The sequence below is a fragment of the Variovorax sp. Varisp41 genome (genome assembly GCF_047325085.1).
Classification (GTDB): domain Bacteria; phylum Pseudomonadota; class Gammaproteobacteria; order Burkholderiales; family Burkholderiaceae_C; genus Variovorax.
The window spans coordinates 5,621,578-5,642,602 of the sequence record NZ_CP168540.1; the positions used below are offsets into that span (position 1 = coordinate 5,621,578).

Consider the following 21,025-nt stretch of genomic DNA (forward strand, 5'->3'; position numbering starts at 1 on the left):
CCCGGGCTATAAATGAACGCGTTCAAATAAGAATGCGCCCATGTCCTTCCTCTCCACCTTCGCCGATGCAGCGCCCGCGCCCTGCTGTTGCGGCGGCGCCGCTGCCGCCGCGCCGGCTCCGATGCCCGCGCCGATCGATGGCGCCTTCTCGCTGGTCGACCACTTCGGCACGCCGGTCGACCAGCGCAGCTATGGCGATCGCCACCTGCTGGTGTTCTTCGGCTTCTCGCACTGCGCCGTGGTCTGCCCGCGCGAGCTCGCCAAGCTCGGCGCGGCGCTGCGGGCGCTGGGTCCGCTGGCCGCGCGCGTGCAGCCGCTCTACGTGAGCGTCGATCCCGCGCGCGACACGCCCGAGGTGCTGCGCGCCTGCGTGGCGCGCCATCCGGGCGGCTTCGTCGGCCTCACGGGCAGCGAGGCGCAGGTCGAGGCCGCGAAGAAGAGCTTTCGCGTGTTCGCGCGCCGCGTGCCCGACGCGGCGGCGCCCGGCGGCTACGTGGTGCCGCACACCGCGCTGGCCTACTTCATGGCGCCGGGCGGCCGCTACCTCGCGCACTTCGCCGAATCGCTCGATGCGCCAGCGGTGGCGGCACGCATGAAGGAACTGATGCAGGGAGACACGCCATGAACAGCCCCGAAGCCTCGATGCCGCTGAGCGACCGGCAGGCCGGCCACCTGCGCCATTTCGCCAACCTCTCGCGCCGGCCGGTCAACGACTGGTCGGGCATGCAGGGCCGCGGCACCGGCCAGGACGACTTTGGCGGCTACCGCTTCCAGCTCGCCTACATGGCCTATGCGATCGCGCTCGCGCACCGCCACCGGCTGCCCGCGGCGCCCGGCGCCTTCCGGCCGGTGTTCGAGCGGCTGATCGCCAAGATGCTGCTGCCCGAAGTCTGGATGTACTGGGCGCGCGTGAGCCGCGGGGGCAGCGTGTTCAACATGCACCGCTCGCACGACTACGAGGAGGACTGGAACCCGGTCGGGCGCGACAACATCATGTACAGCGCCTACGTGCAGTCGATGGCGCTGCTGCACCACTACCTGTTCGACGACGACCGCTATGCGCAGCCCGGCGCGCTGACCTTCAGCTACTGGTCCTTCTTCTGGGGCGGCAAGGAGCGCCGCTTCGAATACGACCAGCGCAGCCTCAACCAGCACGTCTACTGGCAGATGGTCGAGAGCGGCTACCTCGGCGTGGCCTGCGAGCCCAACTGCGTGTTCCAGATCTGCAACCAGCCCGCGATCCTGGGCTTTCGCATGCACGACCTGGTGCATGGCGGCGCGATGGCGGCCGAGGTCACGACGGCCTACCAGCAGGCCTGGGAACGCTTCGGCCGGCTCGGCGCCAACGGCCACTACCTCACGATGATGGCGCAGGACACGCAGGCGCTGCGCGACAACGCAGGCCCCTCGCCCTGGGTCGATGCCTGGTGCGGCATGCTCATGAACATGTGGAACCGCGACTTCGTGCATGCGCACTATCCGGCGCAGCTCGCGGGCTGGCTGCTGCGCGGCGAGGACGGCGCCTGCTCGGTGCGCTCGGCCGAGCGGCCGCCGGTGATGGGCCAGCAGGTGGTCAACGACGACTCCGACTTCGGCTTCGCCGCGGCCTGGGCCTCGGAGATGGGCGACGCCGAGACGCTCGCGGGCTTCATGCGCCATGCCGATCGCCACATGGCGCCGACCTGGCGCGATGGCGGCTTCCACTTCCCGCGCAACGACCAGCCCGAGGACGCGCAGGGCCATCGCACGCTGGTCGAGCCGATGACCGGCAACGTGCTGCTGGGCTATGCGAGCCTCAACGTGCCCGACGGGCTCTGGCGCCTCTACAACCAGCCCTGGCCCGAGGACCACCATCGCCAGCCCGCGCTGGTGCGCGTGGACGACGCGGTCGACGTGCTGCAGGCGGTGTTCGACACCGAAGCGCGCGTGCTGCGCTTCGCGCTGCGCCGCTGCGAGGGCGCGCGCGGCGGCGTCGAGGTCGAGATCGGGCGGCTGGCATCGCGCGGTGCCTGGACCCTGTGGTGCGATGGCGCCGAGGTCGCGCGCGGCGAGGCGGACCGCATCGAAGGCGGCGCGGCCCTGGCGCTGCGCGCGACGCCCGAGGGCTTCGCGCTGCGCTGCCCCGAGGGCGCGGCCGCGGCCTTCGTGCTGGCGTTCGGCGCCGACTGACTCAGCCGCGCGTGGGCAGCCGCGACTTGCCGTAGCCGCGGTAGCGCTGGCGCACCGTCTCCATCTCCCGCGCGTCGAGGATCACGGGCGCGCCGAGCTGCGCGCTCATCCAGTACTGGCGCGCCAGGGTCTCGAGCTTGGCGGCGTTCGCCACCGCCTTCTCGACCGTGGCCGCGTAACAGATCATCCCGTGGTTCGCGAGCAGGCAGGCATTGCGGTTCTCGAGCGCGTCGACCGCCGATTGCGCGAGCGCATCGGTGCCGAAGGTGGCGTACTGCGCGCAGGGAATGTCGTCGCCGCCGAAGCCCGCGAGCATGTAGTGGAAGGCCGGGATCGGCCGCCGATGCGCCGACAGCGCCACGCAGGCATCCGAATGCGTGTGGACCACGGCCTCGGCCTGCGGGTAGCGGCGGTAGATGGCGGTGTGCATCGCCCATTCGCTCGAGGGGATGCCCGCGCCGCGGGTCTCGCCGTCGAGCGTGATCGACACCAGTGCCTGCGGGTCGATGGTGTCGGCGTCGGCACCCGTGGGGCTGATCAGCGCGCCGCCGTCGAAGCGGCAGCTGATGTTGCCCGCGCTGCCGCTGTTGAGGCCGAACTGCGCGAGCCGGCGATAGCCGGCGGCCAGGGCCTGGCGCAGGGCGTCTTCGGACAGGGGGAGGGGAGACGGGGACGTGGTCATGGGCGGTTCCTTTCGCGCGTCGGCGCGGTGAAGCGAAGGTGGGACGTTCGGTTCTTCAGCGGGCCGCGTCGCGCATGCTCTGCAGCATGGGCAGCAGCATGTCGACCGGACCCAGCTTGCCCGACTTGAGGCACAGCGCGAGCGGCGCGGCGCCGAGGGTCACCGCGCGCGCGATGCCGGGGCCGGCATAGGGGCCGACCTGCAGCCGGTCGATGGCGAGGTGCGCGAGCACCGAGCCCGAGGTCTCGCCGCCCGAGATCACGAAGCGCTTGACGCCCGCGTCGCGCAGCCGCACCGCGAGCCGGCCGAGGATGTCCTCGGCCAGCGCCGCCGCCTCGTGCCGGCCGATGCGTGCCTGCACGCGCTCGATCACCGGCGCGTGCGCCGAGGTCGCGATCGCGACCGGGCCCTGCGGCAGCGCCGCGAGCGCCCAGTCCAATGCCTCGCCGATGACGTCGACGCCGTCGATCGCGCGTTCGACGTCGATCCAGTGCACCGGCCGTTCGCGCTCGAAGGCACGCAGCTGTTCGATCGAGCGGTCGGCGCAGCTGCCGGCCAGCACCACGCCCGGGCCCTCGACCGCCGGCAGGCGCGGCGCGCGGTCGCCCGCTGCCAGCCAGCCATGCTCGCGCCACAGCGCGGGGTAGTAGGCGCCGATCGAGGAGTTGCCGGTCATCAGCGGCCAGTCCCAGGTCAGGCCGGCAAGGGCGCGCAGGTCCTCGGGCTCGGCCGCGTCGGCGATCGCGAAGCCGGTGCCCTCGGCCTCGAGCGCGGCCACGTGCGCGCGCATCGCCTCGAGGCCCGCATGCACCACCTGCTGCGGGATCAGGCCGACCTTGGTCGCGGTCTGGCGCTGCAGCGTGCGCACGAGGTTGGGGTCGAGCATCGGCGTCAGCGGGTCGAAGCGCTTGGGCGACTCCGAGATCAGCATCTGGTCGGCGAACAGGTGGCCCTGGAACACGCGGCGGCCGGCCTCCGGGAACGAGGGGCAGAAGGCGGTGAGCTTCGCGCCCGTGAGCGCGCGCAGCAGGTCGGCGCAGGGGCCGATGTTGCCGTCGTCGGTGGAGTCGAAGGTGGCGCAGTACTTGAAGAAGAGCTGGCGCGCGCCGCGCTCCAGCAGCGCACGCGCGCCGGCCTCGAAGGCCGCGACCGCGTCGGCCGCCGGCACCACGCGCGTCTTGCGCGCGATCACCACCGCGTCGAGTTCGTCGCCGAGTTCGGCCAGGGCTTCGGGCCGCGTCACGAAGCCGCAGCGCACGCCGTGCGCCACCAGCATCGCGGCCAGTTCCATGCCGCCGGTCAGGTCATCGGCGAGGGCGCCGAACAGTAATGCCATGGGTGTCTCCGATCGTTCTCGTGCGAGGGCGGATGCCGGGTTTGTGAGCTATTGCGCTACAGTAAATATGATATATCATGCCTCAAAACTAACGCAATGAAGGGTTCCCGAATGTCGTCCGCCGCCTCGCAGAACAGGCCGAACCAGCACGATCTCCAGCTCCGGCAGCGCGCCGCCAAGGTCGTGCCCGGCGGCATGACGGGGCACCTGAATGCCGCGGGCCTGCCTGCGGGCTATCCGCAGTTCTTCGAGCGCGGCCAGGGCTGCCGCGTCTGGGACGTCGACGGCAACGAGTACATCGACTTCATGTGCAGCTGGGGCCCGAACCTGCTGGGCCATCACCATCCGGTGGTCGATGAGGCCGCGCGCAGGCAGCAGGCCCTGGGCGACTGCCTCGACGGCCCCACGGCGCGCTTCGTCGAACTGGCGGAGCGCTTCGTCGCGCGCAGCGCCCATGCCGACTGGGTGCTGTTCCAGAAGAACGGCACCGACGCCACCACCGTCTGCCTCATGGTGGCGCGCGCGGCCACCGGCAAGCGCAAGGTGCTGGTCGCGACCAAGGCCTATCACGGCGCAGACCCCTGGTGCACGCCGATCCCGCAGGGCATCACGCCCGAGGACCGCGCGCACCTCATCCACTACACCTACAACGACATCGCGAGCCTCGAGGCTGCCGCGGCCCAGGCGGGTTCCGATCTGGCGGCCATCGTCTGCGCCGCCTTCAAGCACGACCTGGGCATCGACCAGGAGCTGCCCACGCCCGAGTTCGCGCGCCGTGCCCGCGCGCTGTGCGACCAGGCCGGTGCCGCGCTGATCCTCGACGAGGTGCGCGCGGGCTTCCGCGTGCATGCAGGCGGCAGCTGGGAGACCGTGGGCGTGCGGCCCGATCTCAGCGCCTGGAGCAAGTCGATCGCCAATGGCTATGCACTCGCGGCCGTGACCGGTGTCGATGCGCTGCGCGAGGCGGCCACGCGCATCTACACCACGGGCTCGTTCTGGTCGGGAGGCGTGGCGATGGCCGCGGGCCTGGCGACGATCGAAGTGGCCGACGCGCAGGACGTGGTGGGCCATGTGCAGGCCATGGGCCAGCGTTTCCGCGACGGCATCGCCGCGCAGTCCGCGAGCCATGGCGTGCCGGTGCGCCAGACGGGGCCGGCGGCGCTGCCGCTGATCCTGTTCGACGAAGACCCGGGCTTCGACAAGGGGGCGGTGTTCACGGTCGAGGCGCTGCGCCGCGGCGTCTACCTGCATCCGAAGCACAACATGTTCCTGTCGCTGGCACACACCGTGCAAGACATCGACCTGGCCCTGCAGGCCACCGACGCGGCCTTCGCCGCCGTCGCAGCGCGCTTCGGCCGGCGCTGACGTCCCTATCTCCCGCACGCACCAAGAGGAATCCGCAGCATGGCATCCACGGCAACCCAACCGCCCGTTGCGGGCTCCGAACGCGTCGGCGGTGCCGGCATCGAGATCCGCGGCCTCGCCAAGCGCTTCGGCGCGGTGCGCGCGGTCGACGATGTCTCGCTGAGCGTGCAGCCCGGCGAATTCCTCGCGCTGCTCGGGCCCAGCGGCTCGGGCAAGACCTCGATCCTCATGAGCATCGCGGGCTTCGAACTGCCCGACGCCGGCAGCATCGCCATCGACGGCCGCGACGTCACCTACCTGCCCGCGAGCCAGCGCAACCTCGGCATGGTGTTCCAGAAGTACACGCTGTTCCCGCACCTCTCGGTACTCGACAACGTGGCCTTCGGCCTCAAGATGCGCGGCGTGGCGCGCGCCGAGCGGCATCGCCTGGCCGAGCAGGCGCTGGCCACGGTGCGGCTCGAAGGCTACGGCAAGCGCATGCCGGCGCAGCTCTCGGGCGGCCAGCAGCAGCGCGTGGCGCTGGCGCGCGCCATCGTCTACAAGCCGAAGGTGCTGCTGATGGACGAGCCGCTGAGCGCGCTCGACAAGAACCTGCGCGAGGAGATGCAGCTCGAGATCAAGCGGCTGCAGTCGCAGCTCGGCATCACGGTGGTCTTCGTCACGCACGACCAGGGCGAGGCGCTGACCATGGCCGACCGCGTGGCGATCCTCAACCAGGGCCGCATCCAGCAGCTCGACGCGCCCAAGGCGCTGTACGAGCGGCCGCGCACGCGCTTCGTCGCGGGCTTCATCGGCGAGACCAACTTCATGCCGGCCGAGATCGGCCCGCTGCGCACCCAGGGCGCGCTGGTGCAGCTGCCCGGCGGCGCGAGCCCGCGCGAGGTGCGCACCGATGCGCTGGTGGGCCGTGTGGCAGCCGGCGGCCGCGCGGTGGCCGCGCTGCGTCCCGAGCAGATCGTGATCGGCAGCCCCGAGGATCCGGCCGCGCTGCGCGCCACCGTGAGCGGCGTGATCTACAGCGGCTCCACCGTGCTGTGCATCGCGCAGCTGTCCGACGGCACCGAGCTGCGCGCGCGGCTGCCCGACCCGAGCCGCGTCGCGCTCGCGGCCGGCGACCGCGTCGGCCTGCTGTGGCCGGCCGATGCGCTGCGCATCTATGGCGAAGAGGTGGCCGCGGCATGAGCACGGCGACCGTGCCCGCCATCGCGGCCTCGCCCTCGGCGTTCTCGCGCCTGTGGCTCGGCGGCCGGCAGCTCAGCGTGGCGGCCTCGGCCGTGCTGCTCGCGCCCTTCTTCGCGCTGCTGCTGCTGGTGTTCCTCTATCCGCTGCTGAGCCTGCTGTCGCTCAGCGTGCTCGAGCCGCATCCCACGCTCGCGAACTACGCGCGCGTGTTCGACAACCCGGTCTACGTGCGCGTGATGCTGCGCACCGGCTGGATCAGCCTGCTGACCACCGTGCTCGCGCTGGTGCTGGGCTTTCCCATCGCCTACATGATGACGCGCGTGAAGGGCGCGGTGGCCGCGCTGCTCACGGCCTGCGTGCTGCTGCCGCTGTGGTCCAGCGTGCTGGTGCGCACGGCGGCCTGGATCGTGCTGCTGCGCCGCGACGGCATCGTCAACAACGCGCTGCAGTGGCTGGGCCTCACGGGCGAGCCCGTGAAGCTGCTCTACACCGAGGGCGCGGTGGTGCTCGCGATGGCGCACGTGCTGCTGCCTTTCCTGATCCTGCCGATCTACTCGGCGCTCAAGAACATCCCCGACGACTACATGCGCGCGGCCGCCATGCTCGGCGCCAACCGACGGCGCGCCTTCTTCGAGGTGCTGCTGCCGATGAGCCGCGCGGGCGTGTGGAGCGGCTGCCTGATGGTGTTCCTCTCGGCGCTGGGCTTCTTCGTCACGCCGGCGCTGGTCGGCAGCCCGCAGGAGCTGATGATCGCCACGCTGGTCTCGCAGCAGGTGCGCGAGATGCTCGACTGGCCCTTCGCGGCCGCGCTGATCGGCGTGCTGATGGTGGTGGTGGCCACGCTGACCATGGTCTTCAACAAGGCCGTGAGCTTCAACCGGCTGATCGGAGGCGGCGCATGAGCAAGAACGAGAACACCGTGCGCCACCGCGCGCCCTTCGACCTGGGTGCTTTCTCGCTGCGCGCCTACGTCTGGCTGGTGGTGCTGTTCATCATGGTGCCCACGCTGATCATCGTGCCGATGTCGTTCAGCCCGGCCGACTTCCTCGAGTTCCCGCCCAGCGGCTTCACCCTGCACTGGTACCAGGAGTTCTTCGGCGATCCGCAGTGGCAGAAGGCGGCGCTGCTGAGCCTGCAGGTGGCCGCGCTCACCATGGTGTGCTCGGTGGTCATCGGCACCATGGTGTCGTATGCCATCGTGCGCGGCACCGAGCGCTTTCGCTCGGCCACGCAGCTGATGGTGATCGGCCCGGTGATCGCGCCGCACATCGCGGTGGCGGTGGCCTGCTATCTGTTCTACCAGCGCCTGGGCGTGGTCGGTTCGCTGGCCGGCTTCGTGGCGGCGCACACGGTGCTGGCGCTGCCCTTCGTGGTGTTCACCGTCTCGGCCGCGCTGTCGCGCGTCGACCCCGACCTCGAGTCGGCCGCCATGAGCTGCGGCGCGAGCCGTGCGCGCGCCTTCTTCCACGTGACCCTGCCGCTGATCGTGCCGGGCCTGCTGAGCGGCGCGCTGTTCGCCTTCATCATTTCCTTCGACGAGCCCGTGGTCTCGTTCTTCGTCTCGAGCGTGCGCCAGCGCACGCTGCCGCGGCGCATGTTCGAGGACATCGAGCAGAACCTCACGCCCGTGATCCCGGCCATTGCCACCCTGCTCACGCTGCTGTCGATCGCGGTGCTGATCGCCGTGGCGCTGCTGCGCGTGCTCGAGCGCCGCCGCCGCGCCGAATGAGCGCCCCTCTTTTTTCCTGGTCCTCACTCACAAGGAGTTCGCGATGATGAAATGTCTGGCTCGAAGCAAGGGTGCCGCCCTCGCGCTGCTCGCCTGCGCGGCGTTCACCGGCGCCTCGGCGCAGGGGCTCGAGAAGGAACTGGTGATCGCCACCACCGGCGGCCTGATGGAGAAGACGCTGGTGCAGTACTTCTACACCCCGTTCTCCAAGGCCAAGGGTGTGGAAGTGGTGCCCGCCGCCATCGAGGTGCCCGACCAGTGGGCCAAGGTGCAGGCCATGTCGCGCAGCGGCGGCATGGAGTTCGACATCGTGACCGCCACCCCGCCCGACCTGGTGCAGAAGAAGGAACTGCTGCAGGCCATCGACTGCGGGAAGCTGCCCAACGTCACCGCCAACGGCGTGAAGGGCGCCTGCACCACCTACGGCGTGATGCGGACCGTGGGCGGCATGCAGATCGGCTACAGCACCGAGGCCTTCAAGGGCGCCAACGTGCCCAAGACCTGGGCCGACTTCTGGGACACGGCCAAGTTCCCCGGCCCGCGCGGCCTGCCCGACACCGGCGACCGCGAATGGTGGGTGCCGGTGGCGGCGCTGCTGGCCGACGGCGTCGCGCCCGACAAGCTGTTCCCGCTCGACCTCGACCGTGCCTACAAGAAGCTCGACAAGCTGCGCCCCAACGTCGCCGTCTGGTGGAAGAGCGGCGACCAGCTGCAGCAGATCATGCGCAACAAGGAAGTGGTCATGAGCATGGGCTACTCGGGCCGCCTGATCTCGCTGATGAACGCCAAGGTGCCGATCGCCGTGTCGTGGGACGGCGCCGTGCGCGACGTCGGCTACATGTCGATTCCCAAGGGCGCGCCGCATCCGAAGGCGGCCATGGCCTACCTCGACTTCTTCTATGCCTCGGCACCCGAGCAGCACGTGAACTTCGTCAATGCCGTCAACTACGACACCGGCAACGGCAAGACCGCGAGCCTGTTCCCGCCCGAGCGCCGCGCCATGCTCGCCACCTCGGCCGAGAACTTCGACAAGCTGATCGTGGCCGACTACGAGTGGATCGGCAACAACCGCCAGATGCTGCGCGACCGCTGGATCGCCTGGCTGGGACGCTGATCCCGATCGCGTGAGTGCCGCTCGCGGGGCCACGGCAGGGCCACAATACGCCGCCGCGCGATTCCCGGCACACACGCAATCAAGGAGAGAGAAGCCCATGGCAACCCCGGTCATCAACGTGGTCGAACGCACCAATCTGGCGAGCCAGATCTACGAGCACCTGCGCGAGCAGCTGATGTCGGCCACCTTCCAGCCGGGCCAGCGCCTGAAGATCCGCGAGCTGGCCAAGACCATGGGCACCAGCGAGACGCCGGTGCGCGAAGCCCTGATCCAGCTCGTGCGCGACCGCGCGCTCGAGATGAAGGAGGGCTACTTCATCCGCGTGCGCCAGCTCACGCTGGCCGAGTACCTCGAGCTGCGCGACATCCGCCTCGCGCTCGAGCCGCTGGCGGCCGAGCGTGCCGTGCCCCTGCTCGACAACGCCACCATCAAGCAGCTCACCGAGAGCCACCGGCTGCTGGTGCGCGCGGAGAAGACCAAGGACTACCGCGCCGCGCTGCAGCACAACTTCGACTTCCACTTCGGCATCTATCGCCATTCGGGCATGCCGCAGCTCACCGAGCTGCTGGACCGCATCTGGGTGCAGGTGGGGCCGATGATGAACTTCCTCTATCCCCACGGCCACCCGACCTACGACACCGAGCACCAGCACGTGAACGTGCTGCGCGGGCTGCAGCAGCGCGACACCGCGATGGTGCGCCACGCCATCGAGCAGGACCTGATCGAGGGCGGACGCGACTTCGTGCGCGTGCTCGGGGAGATCGATGCCAATCCCGCGCGCGCCGAAGAACTGCTCGCGCTGCGCAACCAGCCGCCTCCGACCGGCAGAAAGCCTCCCACCCCATGATGGACCACACCAGCGACCCGAACGCGGCGCGCTACGTACTCGACCCCCAGCGCACCGACCTCGCGCGCGAATTCCGCGGCTGCATCCGCGGCCCGCACAGCGAGGAACTGAAGAAGCTCCTGCATCGCATGCGCTGGGGCGCCTTCCCCGGCCGCTATCTGCTGGTGATGGTCGAGCCGGGCCGCCGCTGGGCGCTGGCGCAGATGCCCGACGAGCGCGGCCAGAAGGTCAAGGTGTTCCACGACGTGGTGTTCGAGTCGCTCGACGACGCCGAGTGGCATGTGTTCGGCCTGCGCTGGAAGGCGCTGACCGGCACCGAGCTGAAGCTGGATTGAAGAAGAACACCGCGAGACGACCATGAGCGCCCCCATCGACACCAATGCCTTCGTCGGCTACCCCGACACCCTCAGCGTGCGCGCCGGCGAACGCATCCGATTCCACCTCAGCAGCGAAGCGAAGCAGCAGGCCGACGTGAAGTTCGTGCGCGTGCGCTGCGCCGACGCCGACGCCACCGGCCCCGGCATCAAGTACCGCGAGCTCGCATCGCCGATCGACGGCGTGCACGCGGTCGCGTTCCACGAGGCGCCCTGCGGCTCCTTCATGTCGGTGCCCGCCGATGCGCGCCTCGCGCCCGAGGGTGCGTTCTCGTTCGGCTGCTACGTCTGGCCGACCCGGCTGCTGGCCACGCCGCAGACCGTGCTCGCGCGCTGGTGCGAGGACAGCGGCCGCGGCTGGGCGCTACAGCTGTCGCGCGAGGGCCTGAGCCTGCGCGTGGGCGGTGCCGATGGCGCGATCGAGCTGAAGACCGATGCGCCGCTCGAGCAGCGCCGCTGGTATTGGGTGCAGGGCGCGCTCGATGCGGCGACCGGCGAGATGGTGCTGTCGCAATGCCGGCTGGCCGATGGCGCGCTGCCCGAGCAGCGCCGCGAGGCCCGCGCGACCAGGCCCGGCGGATGGCGCCTCGATTCGCAAGGCCCGCTGACCGTGGCCGCGCATGCGCTGTCGGCCACCGGCGGCCGCTGCGGCGCGCACTACGACGGCAAGATCGAGGCACCGCGCATCGCCGAAGGCCTCTTGGGCATCAACGCGCTGCGCCGCTGCGACGACCTCGCGCGTCCGGGCCTGGCCGATGCCGCGCTGATCGCCTGCTGGGACTTCTCGCATGGCATCGACACGCTCGAGGTGCTCGACCGCTCGCCCAACCGCCTCGACGGCCGGCTGCACCAGCTGCCCTGCCGCGGCATGACCGGCGTGCACTGGACCGGCGACGTGCACGACTGGCGGCTGGCGCCGCGCGAGTACGGCGCGATTCATTTCCACAGCGACGACATCTACGACTGCGGCTGGCCCGCGACGCTCGAGCTCGACGTGCCGGCCGACTGGAAGTCGGGCTTCCACGCGCTGCGCCTGCGGCCCGTGGACGGCAGCGCGGCCGAGACCTTCATCACCTTCTTCGTGACGCCCGCGGCCGATGCGAAGCGCGCACCGCTCGCGGTGCTGGCCGCGAGCATGACCTACATGGCCTATGCCAACAGCGCGCTGCGGCTGCACGCGGTGCACTTCGAGGTGCTGACCGAGCGCCTGCTGATGCTGACCGGCGACGACATCTACCTGCAGGAACATCCCGAGGTCGGCCAGTCGACCTACGACCACCACATCGACGGCAGCGGCCGCGCCTACAGCTCGTGGCTGCGCCCGGTGCTCAACATGCGGCCGCGCTCGCAGCCCGGCAACCTCGCGATCGACAGCCACTTCCTCGACTGGCTCGAGGAGAAGGGCATCGACTACGACGTGGTGACCGACGTCGAGCTCGACCGCCAGGGCGCGGGCGCGCTCGCGGGCTACCGCGTGCTGGCGACGCTGTCGCATCCCGAGTACTACAGCGAGGCGATGATGAACGGCATCATGGCCTTCCAGAACGCGGGCGGGCGCCACCTCGCGCTCGGCGCCAACGGCTTCTACTGGCGCTGCGCCTTCCATCCGAAGGCGCCGGCCGCGGTCGAGGTGCGGCGCGGCATGGCCGGCACGCGGACCTGGGAATCGCAGCCCGGCGAGGTGCACCTGGCCGGTACCGGCGAGCCCGGCGCGCTGTGGCGCCACAGCGGCTTCGCGCCGCAGAAGCTGATCGGCGTGGGCTTCTCGGCCATGGTCTACGACCACGCGGGCTACTACCTGCTGACGCCCGACGCGGCCGACGCGCGCGTGGCCTTCGCGGTCGAGGGCATCGCGCAGGGCGAGCGCATCGGCGACTACGGCGTGCGCATCGGCGGCGCGGTCGGCATCGAGATCGACCGCTTCGACGTCGGCCTCGGTTCGCCGCCGCATGCCGTGATGCTCGCGACCTCGCACGGCCTGGGCCCGGGCGCGCTGCCCACGCCCGAGGAGTACCGCACCACGGTGCACGGCCTCGACGGCGAGCAGAACGCGCTGGTGCGCGCCGACATGGTGTTCTTCGAGACCGCGAAGGGCGGCGCGGTGTTCTCCACCGGCTCGATCTCCTATGTGCTCTCGCTGAGCCACAACGGCTACGACAACAACGTGAGCCGCATCACCGGCAACGTGCTGCGGCGCTTCCTCGATCCGGCCCCGTTCGAGCTGCCCGCCTGAGCGTCGCCATGACCGAGATGCGCATCACCGGCCGCACCGGCATCATGCTGATGCTGGCCGATCCCGTGGCCCACGTGGTGGGCTCGCTGCGGCTCAACGACCGCTTCGCGGCCGAGGGCCTCGACATCGCGGTGTCGCCGCTGCACGTGGGCCCCGCCGACCTCGCGACCGTGGTCGACGCGCTGCGCCGCATGCGCAACGTGCTCGGCTTCGGCGTGACCATCCCGCACAAGATCGCGGTGCTGCCGCTGCTCGACGCGACCACGCCGCGCGCGGCGCGCATCGGCGCGGTCAACTTCGTGCGGCGCGATGCCGAGGGCCGGCTCACGGGCGACAACCTCGATGGCCGCGGCTTCGTCGACGGGCTCGCGGGGCAGGGGATCACGCTACAGGGGCGCCGCGTGCTGCAGCTCGGCGCGGGTGGGGCAGGGCGCGCGGTCGCCTTCGGCATCGCCGAGGCGGGTGCGCGCGAACTGGTGATCCACAACCGCACGAACGCACGGGCCGAGGCGCTGGCGGCCGACGTGGCCGCCGCGTATCCGGGCTGCGTCGCGCGCGCGGGCACGAACGATCCGAGCGGCTTCGACCTCGTGGTCAACACCACCTCGATGGGCATGCACGAGGGCGATGCACTGCCGCTCGACGTGGCGCAGCTGGCGGCCGGCACCGACGTGGCCGAGATCATCATGACGCCCGCGATCACGCCGCTCTTGGCCGCGGCGCAGGCATGCGGCTGCCGCGTCTCGCTGGGCACCTCGATGCTCGATGCGCAGTACGTGCTGGTGAAGGAATTGCTCGGGATCGGTGCGCCGGCGGCCTGAGAAAGCCTCCCGCGGCGGGCGCGGGCCTTGCAAGGGACAAGGGAAAACGAGCAGCGATCGGCCACCCGGTGTCAGGATGGCTGAACGATCGTATGTTATTTTTCCCTTCGTCCTGTCCACCGGAATCCCGCGCCGAGGAACCGCCATGCGCTACGCCCCCAACCACAAGGAAGAGACCCGCGAGAAGCTGCTCGAGAGCAGCCGAGCGATCGCCAAGAAGGGGGGCTTCAGCAGCACCGGCGTCGATGCGCTGATGTCGGCCATCGGCCTCACGGGCGGCGCCTTCTACAGCCACTTCGGTTCCAAGGGCGAGCTGTTCGCGGCGCTGATCGAGCGCGAGATGGAAAACAGCGCCGAGATGCTCGCGGGCACGCCCGACTCGCCGCCCGACCACGTGGCGCGCTGCCTCAAGGGCTACCTCAGCAGCGCGCATGCCCTGCACCCCGAGACCGGCTGCGCGCTGCCCGCGCTGGGTGCCGAGATCGCGCGCTCCGACCCGGCCGTGCGCGCGGCGGTCGAGCGCGGCCTGAAGAAGCTGCACAAGGCCTGGAGCCAGCGCCTGGCGGGCGACGACGACGCGGCCTGGGCCGTGATGGCGCAGTGCGTGGGCGCGCTGCTGATGGCGCGCGTGGTCGAGAACGACCGCACGCGCCAGGACATCCTGAACTCGACCCGCCGCGACATCGAGCGCAACCACCTGGACTGAACCGCGCCGGCCGCATGCGCCGCATGCACCGCCGGAATGCTGTCGCGCGCTCGATTGACAGCCCGATGCCTCTCCTTTACCGTGCTTTGGTCCACGAGCGTTCAATCAAGGAGACGACATGAGCCAGGGCAATGCGGGCGCCGGTGTGGCGCTGATCATCGGCGCCGGCGATTCCACCGGCGGGGCGATCGCGAGGCGCTTCGCGGCCGGCGGCTACACCGCCTGCGTGACGCGGCGCGACGCGCAGAAGCTGCAGCCGCTGGTCGAGAGCATCGAGGCGGCCGGCGGCAAGGCCGTGGCCTTCGGCTCCGATGCGCGCAAGGAGGAGGAGGTGATCGCGCTGTTCGAGCAGGTCGAGCGCGAGGTCGGGCCGGTCGAGGTGCTGGTGTTCAACATCGGCGCCAACGTGCCCTCGAGCATCCTCGAGGAGACCGCGCGCAAGTACTTCAAGATCTGGGAGATGGCCTGCTTCGGCGGTTTCCTCAACGGCCGTGAAGCGGCCAGGCGCATGGTGGAGCGCGGCCGCGGCACGATCATCTTCACGGGCGCCACCGCGGCCCTGCGCGGTGCCGCCAACTTCGCGGCCTTCGCGGGCGCCAAGCATGCGCTGCGCGCGCTGGCCCAAAGCATGGCGCGCGAGCTGGGGCCGCGCAACATCCACGTGGCGCACGTGGTGGTCGACGGCGCGATCGACACCGAGTTCATCCGCACCAGCTTCCCCGAGCGCTACGCGCTGAAGTCGGAGGACGGCATCCTGAACCCCGAGCACATCGCCGAGAACTACTGGCACCTGCACGCGCAGCCGCGCGACGCCTGGACCTTCGAGCTCGACCTGCGCCCGTACATGGAACGCTGGTGAGCGACCGCGCCCCGTTTCCCGTCCTCTTCCTCCACCCTCATCGACCATGAAAACTCGCATCACCGAACTCTTCGGCATCCGCCATCCGATCATCCAGGGCGGCATGCACTACGTGGGCTTCGCGGAACTCGCGGCCGCGGTGTCGAATGCCGGCGGCCTCGGCATCATCACCGGGCTCACGCAGAAGACGCCCGAGCTGCTGGCGCGTGAGATCGCGCGCTGCCGCGAGATGACCGACCAGCCGATCGGCGTGAACCTCACCTTCCTGCCGACCTTCTCCAAGCCGCCCTATCCCGAGTACATCGCCGCGCTCATCGAGGGCGGCGTGCGCATCGTCGAGACCGCGGGCCGCAGCCCCGAGGAACACATGCCGGCGCTCAAGGCGGCCGGCGTGAAGGTGATCCACAAGTGCACCTCGGTGCGCCATGCACTGAAGGCCGAGCGCATCGGCTGCGACGCGGTCAGCGTCGACGGCTTCGAGTGCGGCGGCCATCCGGGCGAGGACGACGTGCCCAACATGATCCTGCTGCCGCGCGCGGCCGACGAGCTGCGCATTCCCTTCGTCGCCTCGGGCGGCATGGCCGACGGCCGCAGCCTCGTGGCCGCGCTCGCGCTCGGCGCCGAGGGCATGAACATGGGCACGCGCTTCATCGCCACGCAGGAGGCGCCGGTGCACGAGAACGTGAAGCGCGCGATCGTCGCGGCCAGCGAGCTCGACACGCGGCTGGTGATGCGCGGCCTGCGCAACACCGAGCGCGTGCTCAACAACAAGGGCGTGGAGGAACTGCTGGCGATCGAGCGCGCGAAGGGCGCCGAGCTGCAGATCTCGGACATCCACGACCAGGTGGCGGGCATCTACCCGCGCGTGATGATCGAGGGCGACGTGGACGCGGGCGCCTTCAGCTGCGGCATGGTGGCGGGCCTGATCCACGACGTGCCGACCGTGCGGGAACTGGTCGACCGCATCATGGCCGAGGCCCATGGGCTGATCGCGGCGCGGCTCGCGGGCATGCTCGAGACGGCCTGAGAACCACGGCCGCGGCACCGGATGTCCGGAACCGGCCGGACCCGGTGCGCCGGCTTGCGGTATTTTCGAGGGCCGCATCCGCCATGACCCTCGACCTCTTCCCCGCCACCGACGAACCGTTTCGCGCACCCGAGCCGCTGGGCCCGGGCGCCTGCGTGCTGCGCGGCTTCGCGCTGCCTTTCGCGAGCGAGCTGCTGGCGGCGCTGCCGGGCCTCGAGGGCGTGTCGCCGTTCCGGCACCTGGTGACGCCCGGCGGCTACACCATGTCGGTGGCGATGACGAACTGCGGGCCGCTGGGCTGGGTCAGCGACCGCAGCGGCTACCGCTACGACGCGATCGATCCGTTGTCGCACAAGCCCTGGCCCGCGATGCCCGCCGCGTTCGCGCGGCTCGCGCGCGAGGCGGCCGAGACGGCGGGCTTCCCGGGTTTCGCGCCCGATGCCTGCCTCGTCAACCGCTACGAGCCCGGCACCCGGCTGTCGCTGCACCAGGACCGCGACGAACGCGACCATGGTGCGCCGATCGTCTCGGTGTCGCTGGGCATGCCGGCGGTGTTCCAGTTCGGCGGGCTCGCGCGCGGCGACGCGGTCGAGCGGGTGCCGCTCGCGCATGGCGACGTGGTGGTGTGGGGCGGCCCCGACCGGCTGCGCTTCCATGGCGTGCTGCCGCTCAAGGACAAGCCGCATCCGCTGCTGGGCAGCGTGCGCATCAACCTGACCTTCCGCAAGGCCGGCTGAGCTGCGTGCTCAGCGCAGCGAGACTTCGAGGCCGTCGAAGGGCGCGTCGAATTCGCTGCGCCAGACCTGGCCGGGCGCGATCGGCCAGGCGTCGGTCCAGGTGCCGGTGGTGACCACCTCGCCCGGCTGCAGCGCGGGCGCGCCGGGGCAGGCCTGCAGCTCGTGCAGGAAGTGCAAGAGCGCATGCAGCGGGCCGTCGAGCACGTTGGCGCCCGTGCCTTCCTCGATCGGCGTGCCGTCGCGCGACAGGCGCAGGCGCGTGCGCGCGAGCAGCGCATCGAGCGCCGCGCCGTCGCTCGCGAACTCGCGCGGCGGCCGTTGCCGCCCGACCAGCAGGCGCGCATGCAGCGCGCCATCGGCCACGGTGTCGGCGGCGCCGAACTTCCAGCCTTCGCAGTGCGACTGCACGATCTCGAAGCCCGGCGCGATCCACTCGACGCAGGCGAACAGCTGCTCGAGCGTGGCGCCTTGCGGCGGCGTGGCGGCGATGCCGAACACGACCTCGGGCTCGATGCGCGGCTGCACCGTGCCCGTGAGGTCGACGCTGCCCCGGCCGTCGCACAGCGTCAGCGTGGTGTTCCACACCGGGCCCCAGATCGGCGCGAACACGCCATAGCGTTGCCAGATGGTGCGGTTGGTGAAGCCGACCTTGTAGCCCACGGGCCGTTCGCCGCGTGCGAGCCGCAGGGCGCGCAGCGCGAGCGCGTCGGCATAGGCGGCGGGCAGGCCGGCGGCAGTGCGGTCGGGGCGATCGGCGGGCCACAGCGTGGCGCGGTCGTAGTGGTCGAGCACGTCCTGGGGAGTCATCGGGCCAGTCTACAAAGGGATGGCGGGCCGTGTATCGGCAGTTACACGGTGCCGTCGTGAACTCGGGGCGATACTGCGGGTCACAGGCCGCTGTCGCCCGTTTCGCCGTCCCCCGATGTTCATTCCTTCCTTCTCTTCACCCGTGGCGCGCCTGCTCGGCGCCGGTGCCCTCTGTCTCGCGAGCCTCGCCGCGCAGGCGCAAGCGCTGCCGCCCGGCGTGCGGCTCGGCATGTCGGCCGACGAGCTGCGTGCCGCGCTGCCCTCGGCCGAGCGCGTGGCGCGGCCGCAGCGGCTCGCGGGCGGCCTGCTGGGCAGCTGGCACGGCGCGCCCCAGGCGCTGGCGGGGCTGGTGTTCGAGCCGACCTTCTTCTTCGCCGATTCGCAGCTGCGGCGCGTGGAGTACGCGGCCTCGGCGCAGGGCCTGCCCGATGGCGGCGGCGCGGCGTTCGCCGAACTGCTGCAGTGGGGCCGCGGTACTTTCGGTGCCGAACTCGCGGCCAACGATCCGGGCAGCGCCTATGCGGCCTGGAGCAGCGGCGAGATGGATGTCTACGTGCAGCGTGTCGGCGACCCGCGCCGCGCCAGCGTTCGCCTGGTCTACAAGCAGCGCCAGCTGCGCGACGGCAGCGAGCTGTGAAGCCGTGAGTTGGCGGCCTCAGGCCGTCTTGAGCATCCCGCGTTCCTCGATGAAGCGCACCACCTCGGCCACGCCGGTCAGGGTCTTGAGGTTGGTCATCACGTAGGGCTTCTGGCGGCGCATGCGCTGCGTGTCCTGCTCCATCACGTCGAGGTTGGCGCCCACGTAGGGCGCGAGGTCGGTCTTGTTGATGACGAACAGGTCGCTCTTGGTGATGCCGGGGCCGCCCTTGCGCGGGATCTTCTCGCCCGCGGCCACGTCGATGACGTAGATCGTGAGGTCCGATAGCTCGGGGCTGAAGGTGGCCGCAAGGTTGTCGCCGCCCGATTCGACGAACACCACGTCGGCATCGGGAAAGTCCTCGAGCATGCGGTCGATGGCCTCGAGGTTGATCGAGGCATCCTCGCGGATCGCGGTGTGCGGGCAGCCGCCGGTCTCCACGCCCATGATGCGTTCGGCCGGCAGCGCGCCGGCCACGGTCAGCAGGCGCTGGTCTTCCTTGGTGTAGATGTCGTTGGTGATCGCGACCAGGTCGTAGCTGTCGCGCATCGACTTGCAGAGCATCTCCAGCAGCGTGGTCTTGCCCGAGCCGACGGGGCCGCCGATGCCCACGCGCAGCGGCGGCAGCTTCTTGGTGCGGTGGGGGATGTGGTGCAGGGCGGAGGTCATGGTGGGTGTGTGAAGAAAAAAATCTAGCTGCGGAAGAGCCGCGAATACTGGGTTTCGTGCCGCGCCGACAGCACGGCCAGCAGCGGCGCGAAGGCCTGCCGATCGTCGTCGGACAGCTGCATCGCATGGTTCACGGCCGCGGGAATCTCCTGCGCGAGCCGCCCGAGAATGCGCTGTCCCGCGCTCTGCCCCAGCGGCACGGCCTTGACCGCGGCCGCGACCATGTTCTCGGCCCAGCCGAAGGCAAAGGCCAGGCAGCCGTCGTGCACCGAAGCACCCGAGCGGTGGGCCGCGAACGCGAAGGCCACGGGATAGCTCGCGGGCAGGCCGGCGAAGACCTCGGCCGTGTCGGCATGGTGCAGCCTGAGCCATTCGACGAAGGAGCGGCCCATCTGTTCGGTCTGCAGGAAGAACTCGGCCGATTCGCGCGTCTGCAGCACCCAGTCGTTGAGCGTGCGGATGCGCTGCGCGTCATCGGCGCGCCAGGCTGCGATGGCTTGCGCGACCAAGGCGAGGTCGCCGCGCGCGAAGCTCAGGTGCAACTGGTCGGACAGCCATTCGGCGGCACTGGCCTCGGAGTCGACGCCGGCCCATTCGACGGCGGCCTCGACGCCTTCGGAGTACGAGAAGCCGCCGACCGGGAGTGCGGGGGAGGCGAGCCAGATGAGCTGGAGGAGGCTTTGGGGCTGTGGTGTGTCAGCCATGTCGGCTCTCGTCCGAAGGGTGGCGCATCGGTTGTTCTGGTCCGGGGCGCGTGCACAGGACAGCGGGTACTTCCCTCCGCGAATGTCCCCCGCCTTCGGCTCCTCCTTTATTTCGCTGCGGGAAGCACCCACTGCCCTGTGCACGAGAAGCGCAGCGGTGGTGCCGGCCGATCAAGCACGGCGCGTCTGGCGCACGTCGATGGGGTACTCCCCGCAGCGAAATAAAGGAGGAGCCCGAAGGGCGGGGGACATTCGCGGAGGGGAGTACCCCGTCGGCGTGCGCCCGCCCCCACCAAAACAAACGGCCTCGAACGGAGAACCCAGCCCCCATCTCAGTGAGAGTGCCCATGATGACCATGATCATGCGCATCGAGCAACTCCGGCGCCAACACCAGCGGCTTCGGCCCCGAAGAGTGCGCATGACCATGCGAGTGATCATGGCCATGGTCATGGTTGTGCCCGCCCCCATGCGAATGCTCATGCGACCCATAGGCCCCGCCCTCGGGTTCGAAGGCCTCCTCGACCGCCACCACGATCAGGTGCATCGACCGCAGCATGTCGGCCAGCACATGGTCGGGTTCGATCTTCAGGTGGTCGGGCTTGAGCTCGATCGGCACATGCCGGTTGCCCAGGTGGTAGGCCGCGCGCGTCAGGTCGAAGGGCGTGCCGTGGGCCGTGCAGTGCGTGATGCGCAGCACCGGCTGAGGCGCCGCGATCACGCGCACCAGCGAACCGTCTTCCGCCACCAGCACGTCGCCGCCGCGCACGGCCGTGCCGCGCGGCAGGAACACGCCGATCTGCCGGCCTTGCGAATCGGTGGCGTCGAAACGGCTTTTCTGGCGCACGTCCCAGTCGAGTTCGATGGTGGCGGCGCGCTTGAGCAGCACGGGCGCGAGGCCGCGGCCCTGGGGCATGAGTTTGTTGGCGGTGAGCATGGTGCGGTGGGACGCATGGCGCGTCTGAAGACAGGAACGATGCTTTCAAGGATACGCAGCCTGTCAAGCCGGCGTGCCGCGCCGGACTTTCT

General features: G+C 70.4%; 22 protein-coding genes. 16 read left to right on the plus strand and 6 right to left on the minus strand.

From position 1 onward, the window contains the following. Positions 1-40: 40 nt before the first annotated feature. Both ACEN9J_RS26045 and ACEN9J_RS26050 read left to right on the plus strand, forming a co-directional pair. A complete protein-coding gene (locus ACEN9J_RS26045) occupies positions 41-625 on the plus strand; it encodes an SCO family protein (RefSeq protein ID WP_082321935.1) in 585 nt (194 codons plus the stop codon). Then, positions 622-2,169: a hypothetical protein gene (locus ACEN9J_RS26050; RefSeq protein WP_413762442.1), complete on the plus strand. Its 1,548-nt coding sequence runs from the start codon at positions 622-624 to the stop codon at positions 2,167-2,169. Before ACEN9J_RS26045 ends, ACEN9J_RS26050 begins: the two co-directional genes overlap by 4 nt. Before the next feature lies 1 nt (position 2,170). Here the strand turns inward: ACEN9J_RS26050 and ACEN9J_RS26055 are convergent, their stop codons facing one another. Both ACEN9J_RS26055 and otnK read right to left on the minus strand, forming a co-directional pair. Next, positions 2,171-2,851, minus strand: coding sequence for a class II aldolase/adducin family protein (locus ACEN9J_RS26055; RefSeq protein WP_413762443.1), 681 nt, complete (start codon positions 2,849-2,851; stop codon positions 2,171-2,173). 55 nt (positions 2,852-2,906) lie between these two features. Next, positions 2,907-4,187: a 3-oxo-tetronate kinase gene (otnK, locus tag ACEN9J_RS26060; RefSeq protein WP_413762444.1), complete on the minus strand. Its 1,281-nt coding sequence runs from the start codon at positions 4,185-4,187 to the stop codon at positions 2,907-2,909. 111 nt (positions 4,188-4,298) lie between these two features. Here otnK and ACEN9J_RS26065 point away from each other — a divergent pair, with 111 nt between their 5' ends. The 13 genes from ACEN9J_RS26065 (at position 4,299) to alkB (ending at position 17,181) form a co-directional block, all read left to right on the plus strand. Beyond that, positions 4,299-5,552, plus strand: coding sequence for an aminotransferase class III-fold pyridoxal phosphate-dependent enzyme (locus ACEN9J_RS26065; RefSeq protein WP_413762445.1), 1,254 nt, complete (start codon positions 4,299-4,301; stop codon positions 5,550-5,552). A 39-nt stretch (positions 5,553-5,591) separates the two neighbouring features. After that, positions 5,592-6,734 (plus strand): ABC transporter ATP-binding protein, encoded by a 1,143-nt coding sequence (locus tag ACEN9J_RS26070; RefSeq protein ID WP_057591381.1) that lies wholly within the window; start codon positions 5,592-5,594, stop codon positions 6,732-6,734. Continuing rightward, positions 6,731-7,636, plus strand: coding sequence for an ABC transporter permease (locus ACEN9J_RS26075; RefSeq protein WP_413762446.1), 906 nt, complete (start codon positions 6,731-6,733; stop codon positions 7,634-7,636). The genes ACEN9J_RS26070 and ACEN9J_RS26075 overlap by 4 nt, the downstream gene beginning before the upstream one ends. Beyond that, complete coding sequence (locus ACEN9J_RS26080) at positions 7,633-8,463, plus strand: ABC transporter permease (protein WP_203202689.1); 831 nt, start codon at positions 7,633-7,635, stop codon at positions 8,461-8,463. The genes ACEN9J_RS26075 and ACEN9J_RS26080 overlap by 4 nt, the downstream gene beginning before the upstream one ends. Before the next feature lie 43 nt (positions 8,464-8,506). Continuing rightward, positions 8,507-9,577 carry an extracellular solute-binding protein gene (locus ACEN9J_RS26085; RefSeq protein ID WP_209541788.1) on the plus strand — a complete coding sequence of 357 codons (1,071 nt, stop codon included), beginning with the start codon at positions 8,507-8,509 and terminating at the stop codon, positions 9,575-9,577. A gap of 97 nt (positions 9,578-9,674) precedes the next feature. Beyond that, on the plus strand, positions 9,675-10,424 hold the full coding sequence (locus tag ACEN9J_RS26090; protein ID WP_057591378.1) for a GntR family transcriptional regulator: 750 nt from the start codon (positions 9,675-9,677) through the stop codon (positions 10,422-10,424). Further along, entirely contained in the window at positions 10,421-10,759 is a 339-nt protein-coding gene (locus tag ACEN9J_RS26095; RefSeq protein ID WP_057591377.1) for a hypothetical protein, read from the plus strand. Before ACEN9J_RS26090 ends, ACEN9J_RS26095 begins: the two co-directional genes overlap by 4 nt. A gap of 22 nt (positions 10,760-10,781) precedes the next feature. After that, on the plus strand, positions 10,782-13,031 hold the full coding sequence (locus tag ACEN9J_RS26100) for a N,N-dimethylformamidase beta subunit family domain-containing protein (RefSeq protein ID WP_413762447.1): 2,250 nt from the start codon (positions 10,782-10,784) through the stop codon (positions 13,029-13,031). Between the two features lie 8 nt (positions 13,032-13,039). Continuing rightward, entirely contained in the window at positions 13,040-13,852 is an 813-nt protein-coding gene (locus ACEN9J_RS26105) for a shikimate dehydrogenase family protein (RefSeq protein WP_413762448.1), read from the plus strand. Between the two features lie 145 nt (positions 13,853-13,997). Then, positions 13,998-14,558, plus strand: a complete 561-nt coding sequence (locus ACEN9J_RS26110) for a TetR/AcrR family transcriptional regulator (RefSeq protein ID WP_057591375.1) — start codon at positions 13,998-14,000, stop codon at positions 14,556-14,558. 118 nt (positions 14,559-14,676) lie between these two features. Next, positions 14,677-15,417 carry an SDR family oxidoreductase gene (locus ACEN9J_RS26115; RefSeq protein WP_261214070.1) on the plus strand — a complete coding sequence of 247 codons (741 nt, stop codon included), beginning with the start codon at positions 14,677-14,679 and terminating at the stop codon, positions 15,415-15,417. Between the two features lie 46 nt (positions 15,418-15,463). Next, positions 15,464-16,444 (plus strand): NAD(P)H-dependent flavin oxidoreductase, encoded by a 981-nt coding sequence (locus ACEN9J_RS26120; protein WP_261214069.1) that lies wholly within the window; start codon positions 15,464-15,466, stop codon positions 16,442-16,444. 83 nt (positions 16,445-16,527) lie between these two features. Beyond that, on the plus strand, positions 16,528-17,181 hold the full coding sequence (gene alkB / locus ACEN9J_RS26125; RefSeq protein ID WP_413762449.1) for a DNA oxidative demethylase AlkB: 654 nt from the start codon (positions 16,528-16,530) through the stop codon (positions 17,179-17,181). Positions 17,182-17,190: 9 nt separating this feature from the next. Here the strand turns inward: alkB and ACEN9J_RS26130 are convergent, their stop codons facing one another. Beyond that, the gene (locus ACEN9J_RS26130; RefSeq protein WP_413762450.1) at positions 17,191-17,988 is read right to left on the minus strand and encodes a 2-keto-4-pentenoate hydratase; all 798 of its coding nucleotides are present in this window, start codon (positions 17,986-17,988) and stop codon (positions 17,191-17,193) included. A 115-nt stretch (positions 17,989-18,103) separates the two neighbouring features. On the opposite strand from ACEN9J_RS26130, the gene ACEN9J_RS26135 reads away from it, so the two are divergent. Then, entirely contained in the window at positions 18,104-18,625 is a 522-nt protein-coding gene (locus ACEN9J_RS26135; protein WP_413762451.1) for a hypothetical protein, read from the plus strand. Positions 18,626-18,643: 18 nt separating this feature from the next. Here the strand turns inward: ACEN9J_RS26135 and ureG are convergent, their stop codons facing one another. From ureG to ureE, 3 genes are all read right to left on the minus strand, one after another. Then, positions 18,644-19,294, minus strand: coding sequence for an urease accessory protein UreG (ureG, locus tag ACEN9J_RS26140; protein WP_057591369.1), 651 nt, complete (start codon positions 19,292-19,294; stop codon positions 18,644-18,646). A 23-nt stretch (positions 19,295-19,317) separates the two neighbouring features. Then, entirely contained in the window at positions 19,318-19,998 is a 681-nt protein-coding gene (locus ACEN9J_RS26145; protein ID WP_413762452.1) for an urease accessory protein UreF, read from the minus strand. A gap of 332 nt (positions 19,999-20,330) precedes the next feature. Next, on the minus strand, positions 20,331-20,933 hold the full coding sequence (gene ureE, locus ACEN9J_RS26150; protein WP_413762453.1) for an urease accessory protein UreE: 603 nt from the start codon (positions 20,931-20,933) through the stop codon (positions 20,331-20,333). Between the last annotated feature and the right edge of the window lie 92 nt (positions 20,934-21,025).

Excerpts from the sequence above, each read along its gene's own strand:
- ACEN9J_RS26130 (WP_413762450.1), bottom strand. The coding sequence starts at position 17,988 with ATGACTCCCCAGGACGTGCTCGACCACTACGACCGCGCCACGCTGTGG.
- ACEN9J_RS26055 (WP_413762443.1), bottom strand. The coding sequence starts at position 2,851 with ATGACCACGTCCCCGTCTCCCCTCCCCCTGTCCGAAGACGCCCTGCGC.
- ACEN9J_RS26105 (WP_413762448.1), top strand. The coding sequence starts at position 13,040 with ATGACCGAGATGCGCATCACCGGCCGCACCGGCATCATGCTGATGCTG.
- ACEN9J_RS26085 (WP_209541788.1), top strand. The coding sequence starts at position 8,507 with ATGATGAAATGTCTGGCTCGAAGCAAGGGTGCCGCCCTCGCGCTGCTC.
- ureE (WP_413762453.1), bottom strand. The coding sequence starts at position 20,933 with ATGCTCACCGCCAACAAACTCATGCCCCAGGGCCGCGGCCTCGCGCCC.
- ACEN9J_RS26090 (WP_057591378.1), top strand. The coding sequence starts at position 9,675 with ATGGCAACCCCGGTCATCAACGTGGTCGAACGCACCAATCTGGCGAGC.
- ACEN9J_RS26095 (WP_057591377.1), top strand. The coding sequence starts at position 10,421 with ATGATGGACCACACCAGCGACCCGAACGCGGCGCGCTACGTACTCGAC.
- ACEN9J_RS26100 (WP_413762447.1), top strand. The coding sequence starts at position 10,782 with ATGAGCGCCCCCATCGACACCAATGCCTTCGTCGGCTACCCCGACACC.
- ACEN9J_RS26075 (WP_413762446.1), top strand. The coding sequence starts at position 6,731 with ATGAGCACGGCGACCGTGCCCGCCATCGCGGCCTCGCCCTCGGCGTTC.
- otnK (WP_413762444.1), bottom strand. The coding sequence starts at position 4,187 with ATGGCATTACTGTTCGGCGCCCTCGCCGATGACCTGACCGGCGGCATG.
- ureG (WP_057591369.1), bottom strand. The coding sequence starts at position 19,294 with ATGACCTCCGCCCTGCACCACATCCCCCACCGCACCAAGAAGCTGCCG.
- ACEN9J_RS26080 (WP_203202689.1), top strand. The coding sequence starts at position 7,633 with ATGAGCAAGAACGAGAACACCGTGCGCCACCGCGCGCCCTTCGACCTG.
- ACEN9J_RS26145 (WP_413762452.1), bottom strand. The coding sequence starts at position 19,998 with ATGGCTGACACACCACAGCCCCAAAGCCTCCTCCAGCTCATCTGGCTC.
- ACEN9J_RS26070 (WP_057591381.1), top strand. The coding sequence starts at position 5,592 with ATGGCATCCACGGCAACCCAACCGCCCGTTGCGGGCTCCGAACGCGTC.
- ACEN9J_RS26110 (WP_057591375.1), top strand. The coding sequence starts at position 13,998 with ATGCGCTACGCCCCCAACCACAAGGAAGAGACCCGCGAGAAGCTGCTC.
- ACEN9J_RS26065 (WP_413762445.1), top strand. The coding sequence starts at position 4,299 with ATGTCGTCCGCCGCCTCGCAGAACAGGCCGAACCAGCACGATCTCCAG.
- ACEN9J_RS26050 (WP_413762442.1), top strand. The coding sequence starts at position 622 with ATGAACAGCCCCGAAGCCTCGATGCCGCTGAGCGACCGGCAGGCCGGC.
- ACEN9J_RS26135 (WP_413762451.1), top strand. The coding sequence starts at position 18,104 with ATGTTCATTCCTTCCTTCTCTTCACCCGTGGCGCGCCTGCTCGGCGCC.
- ACEN9J_RS26045 (WP_082321935.1), top strand. The coding sequence starts at position 41 with ATGTCCTTCCTCTCCACCTTCGCCGATGCAGCGCCCGCGCCCTGCTGT.
- ACEN9J_RS26120 (WP_261214069.1), top strand. The coding sequence starts at position 15,464 with ATGAAAACTCGCATCACCGAACTCTTCGGCATCCGCCATCCGATCATC.
- ACEN9J_RS26115 (WP_261214070.1), top strand. The coding sequence starts at position 14,677 with ATGAGCCAGGGCAATGCGGGCGCCGGTGTGGCGCTGATCATCGGCGCC.
- alkB (WP_413762449.1), top strand. The coding sequence starts at position 16,528 with ATGACCCTCGACCTCTTCCCCGCCACCGACGAACCGTTTCGCGCACCC.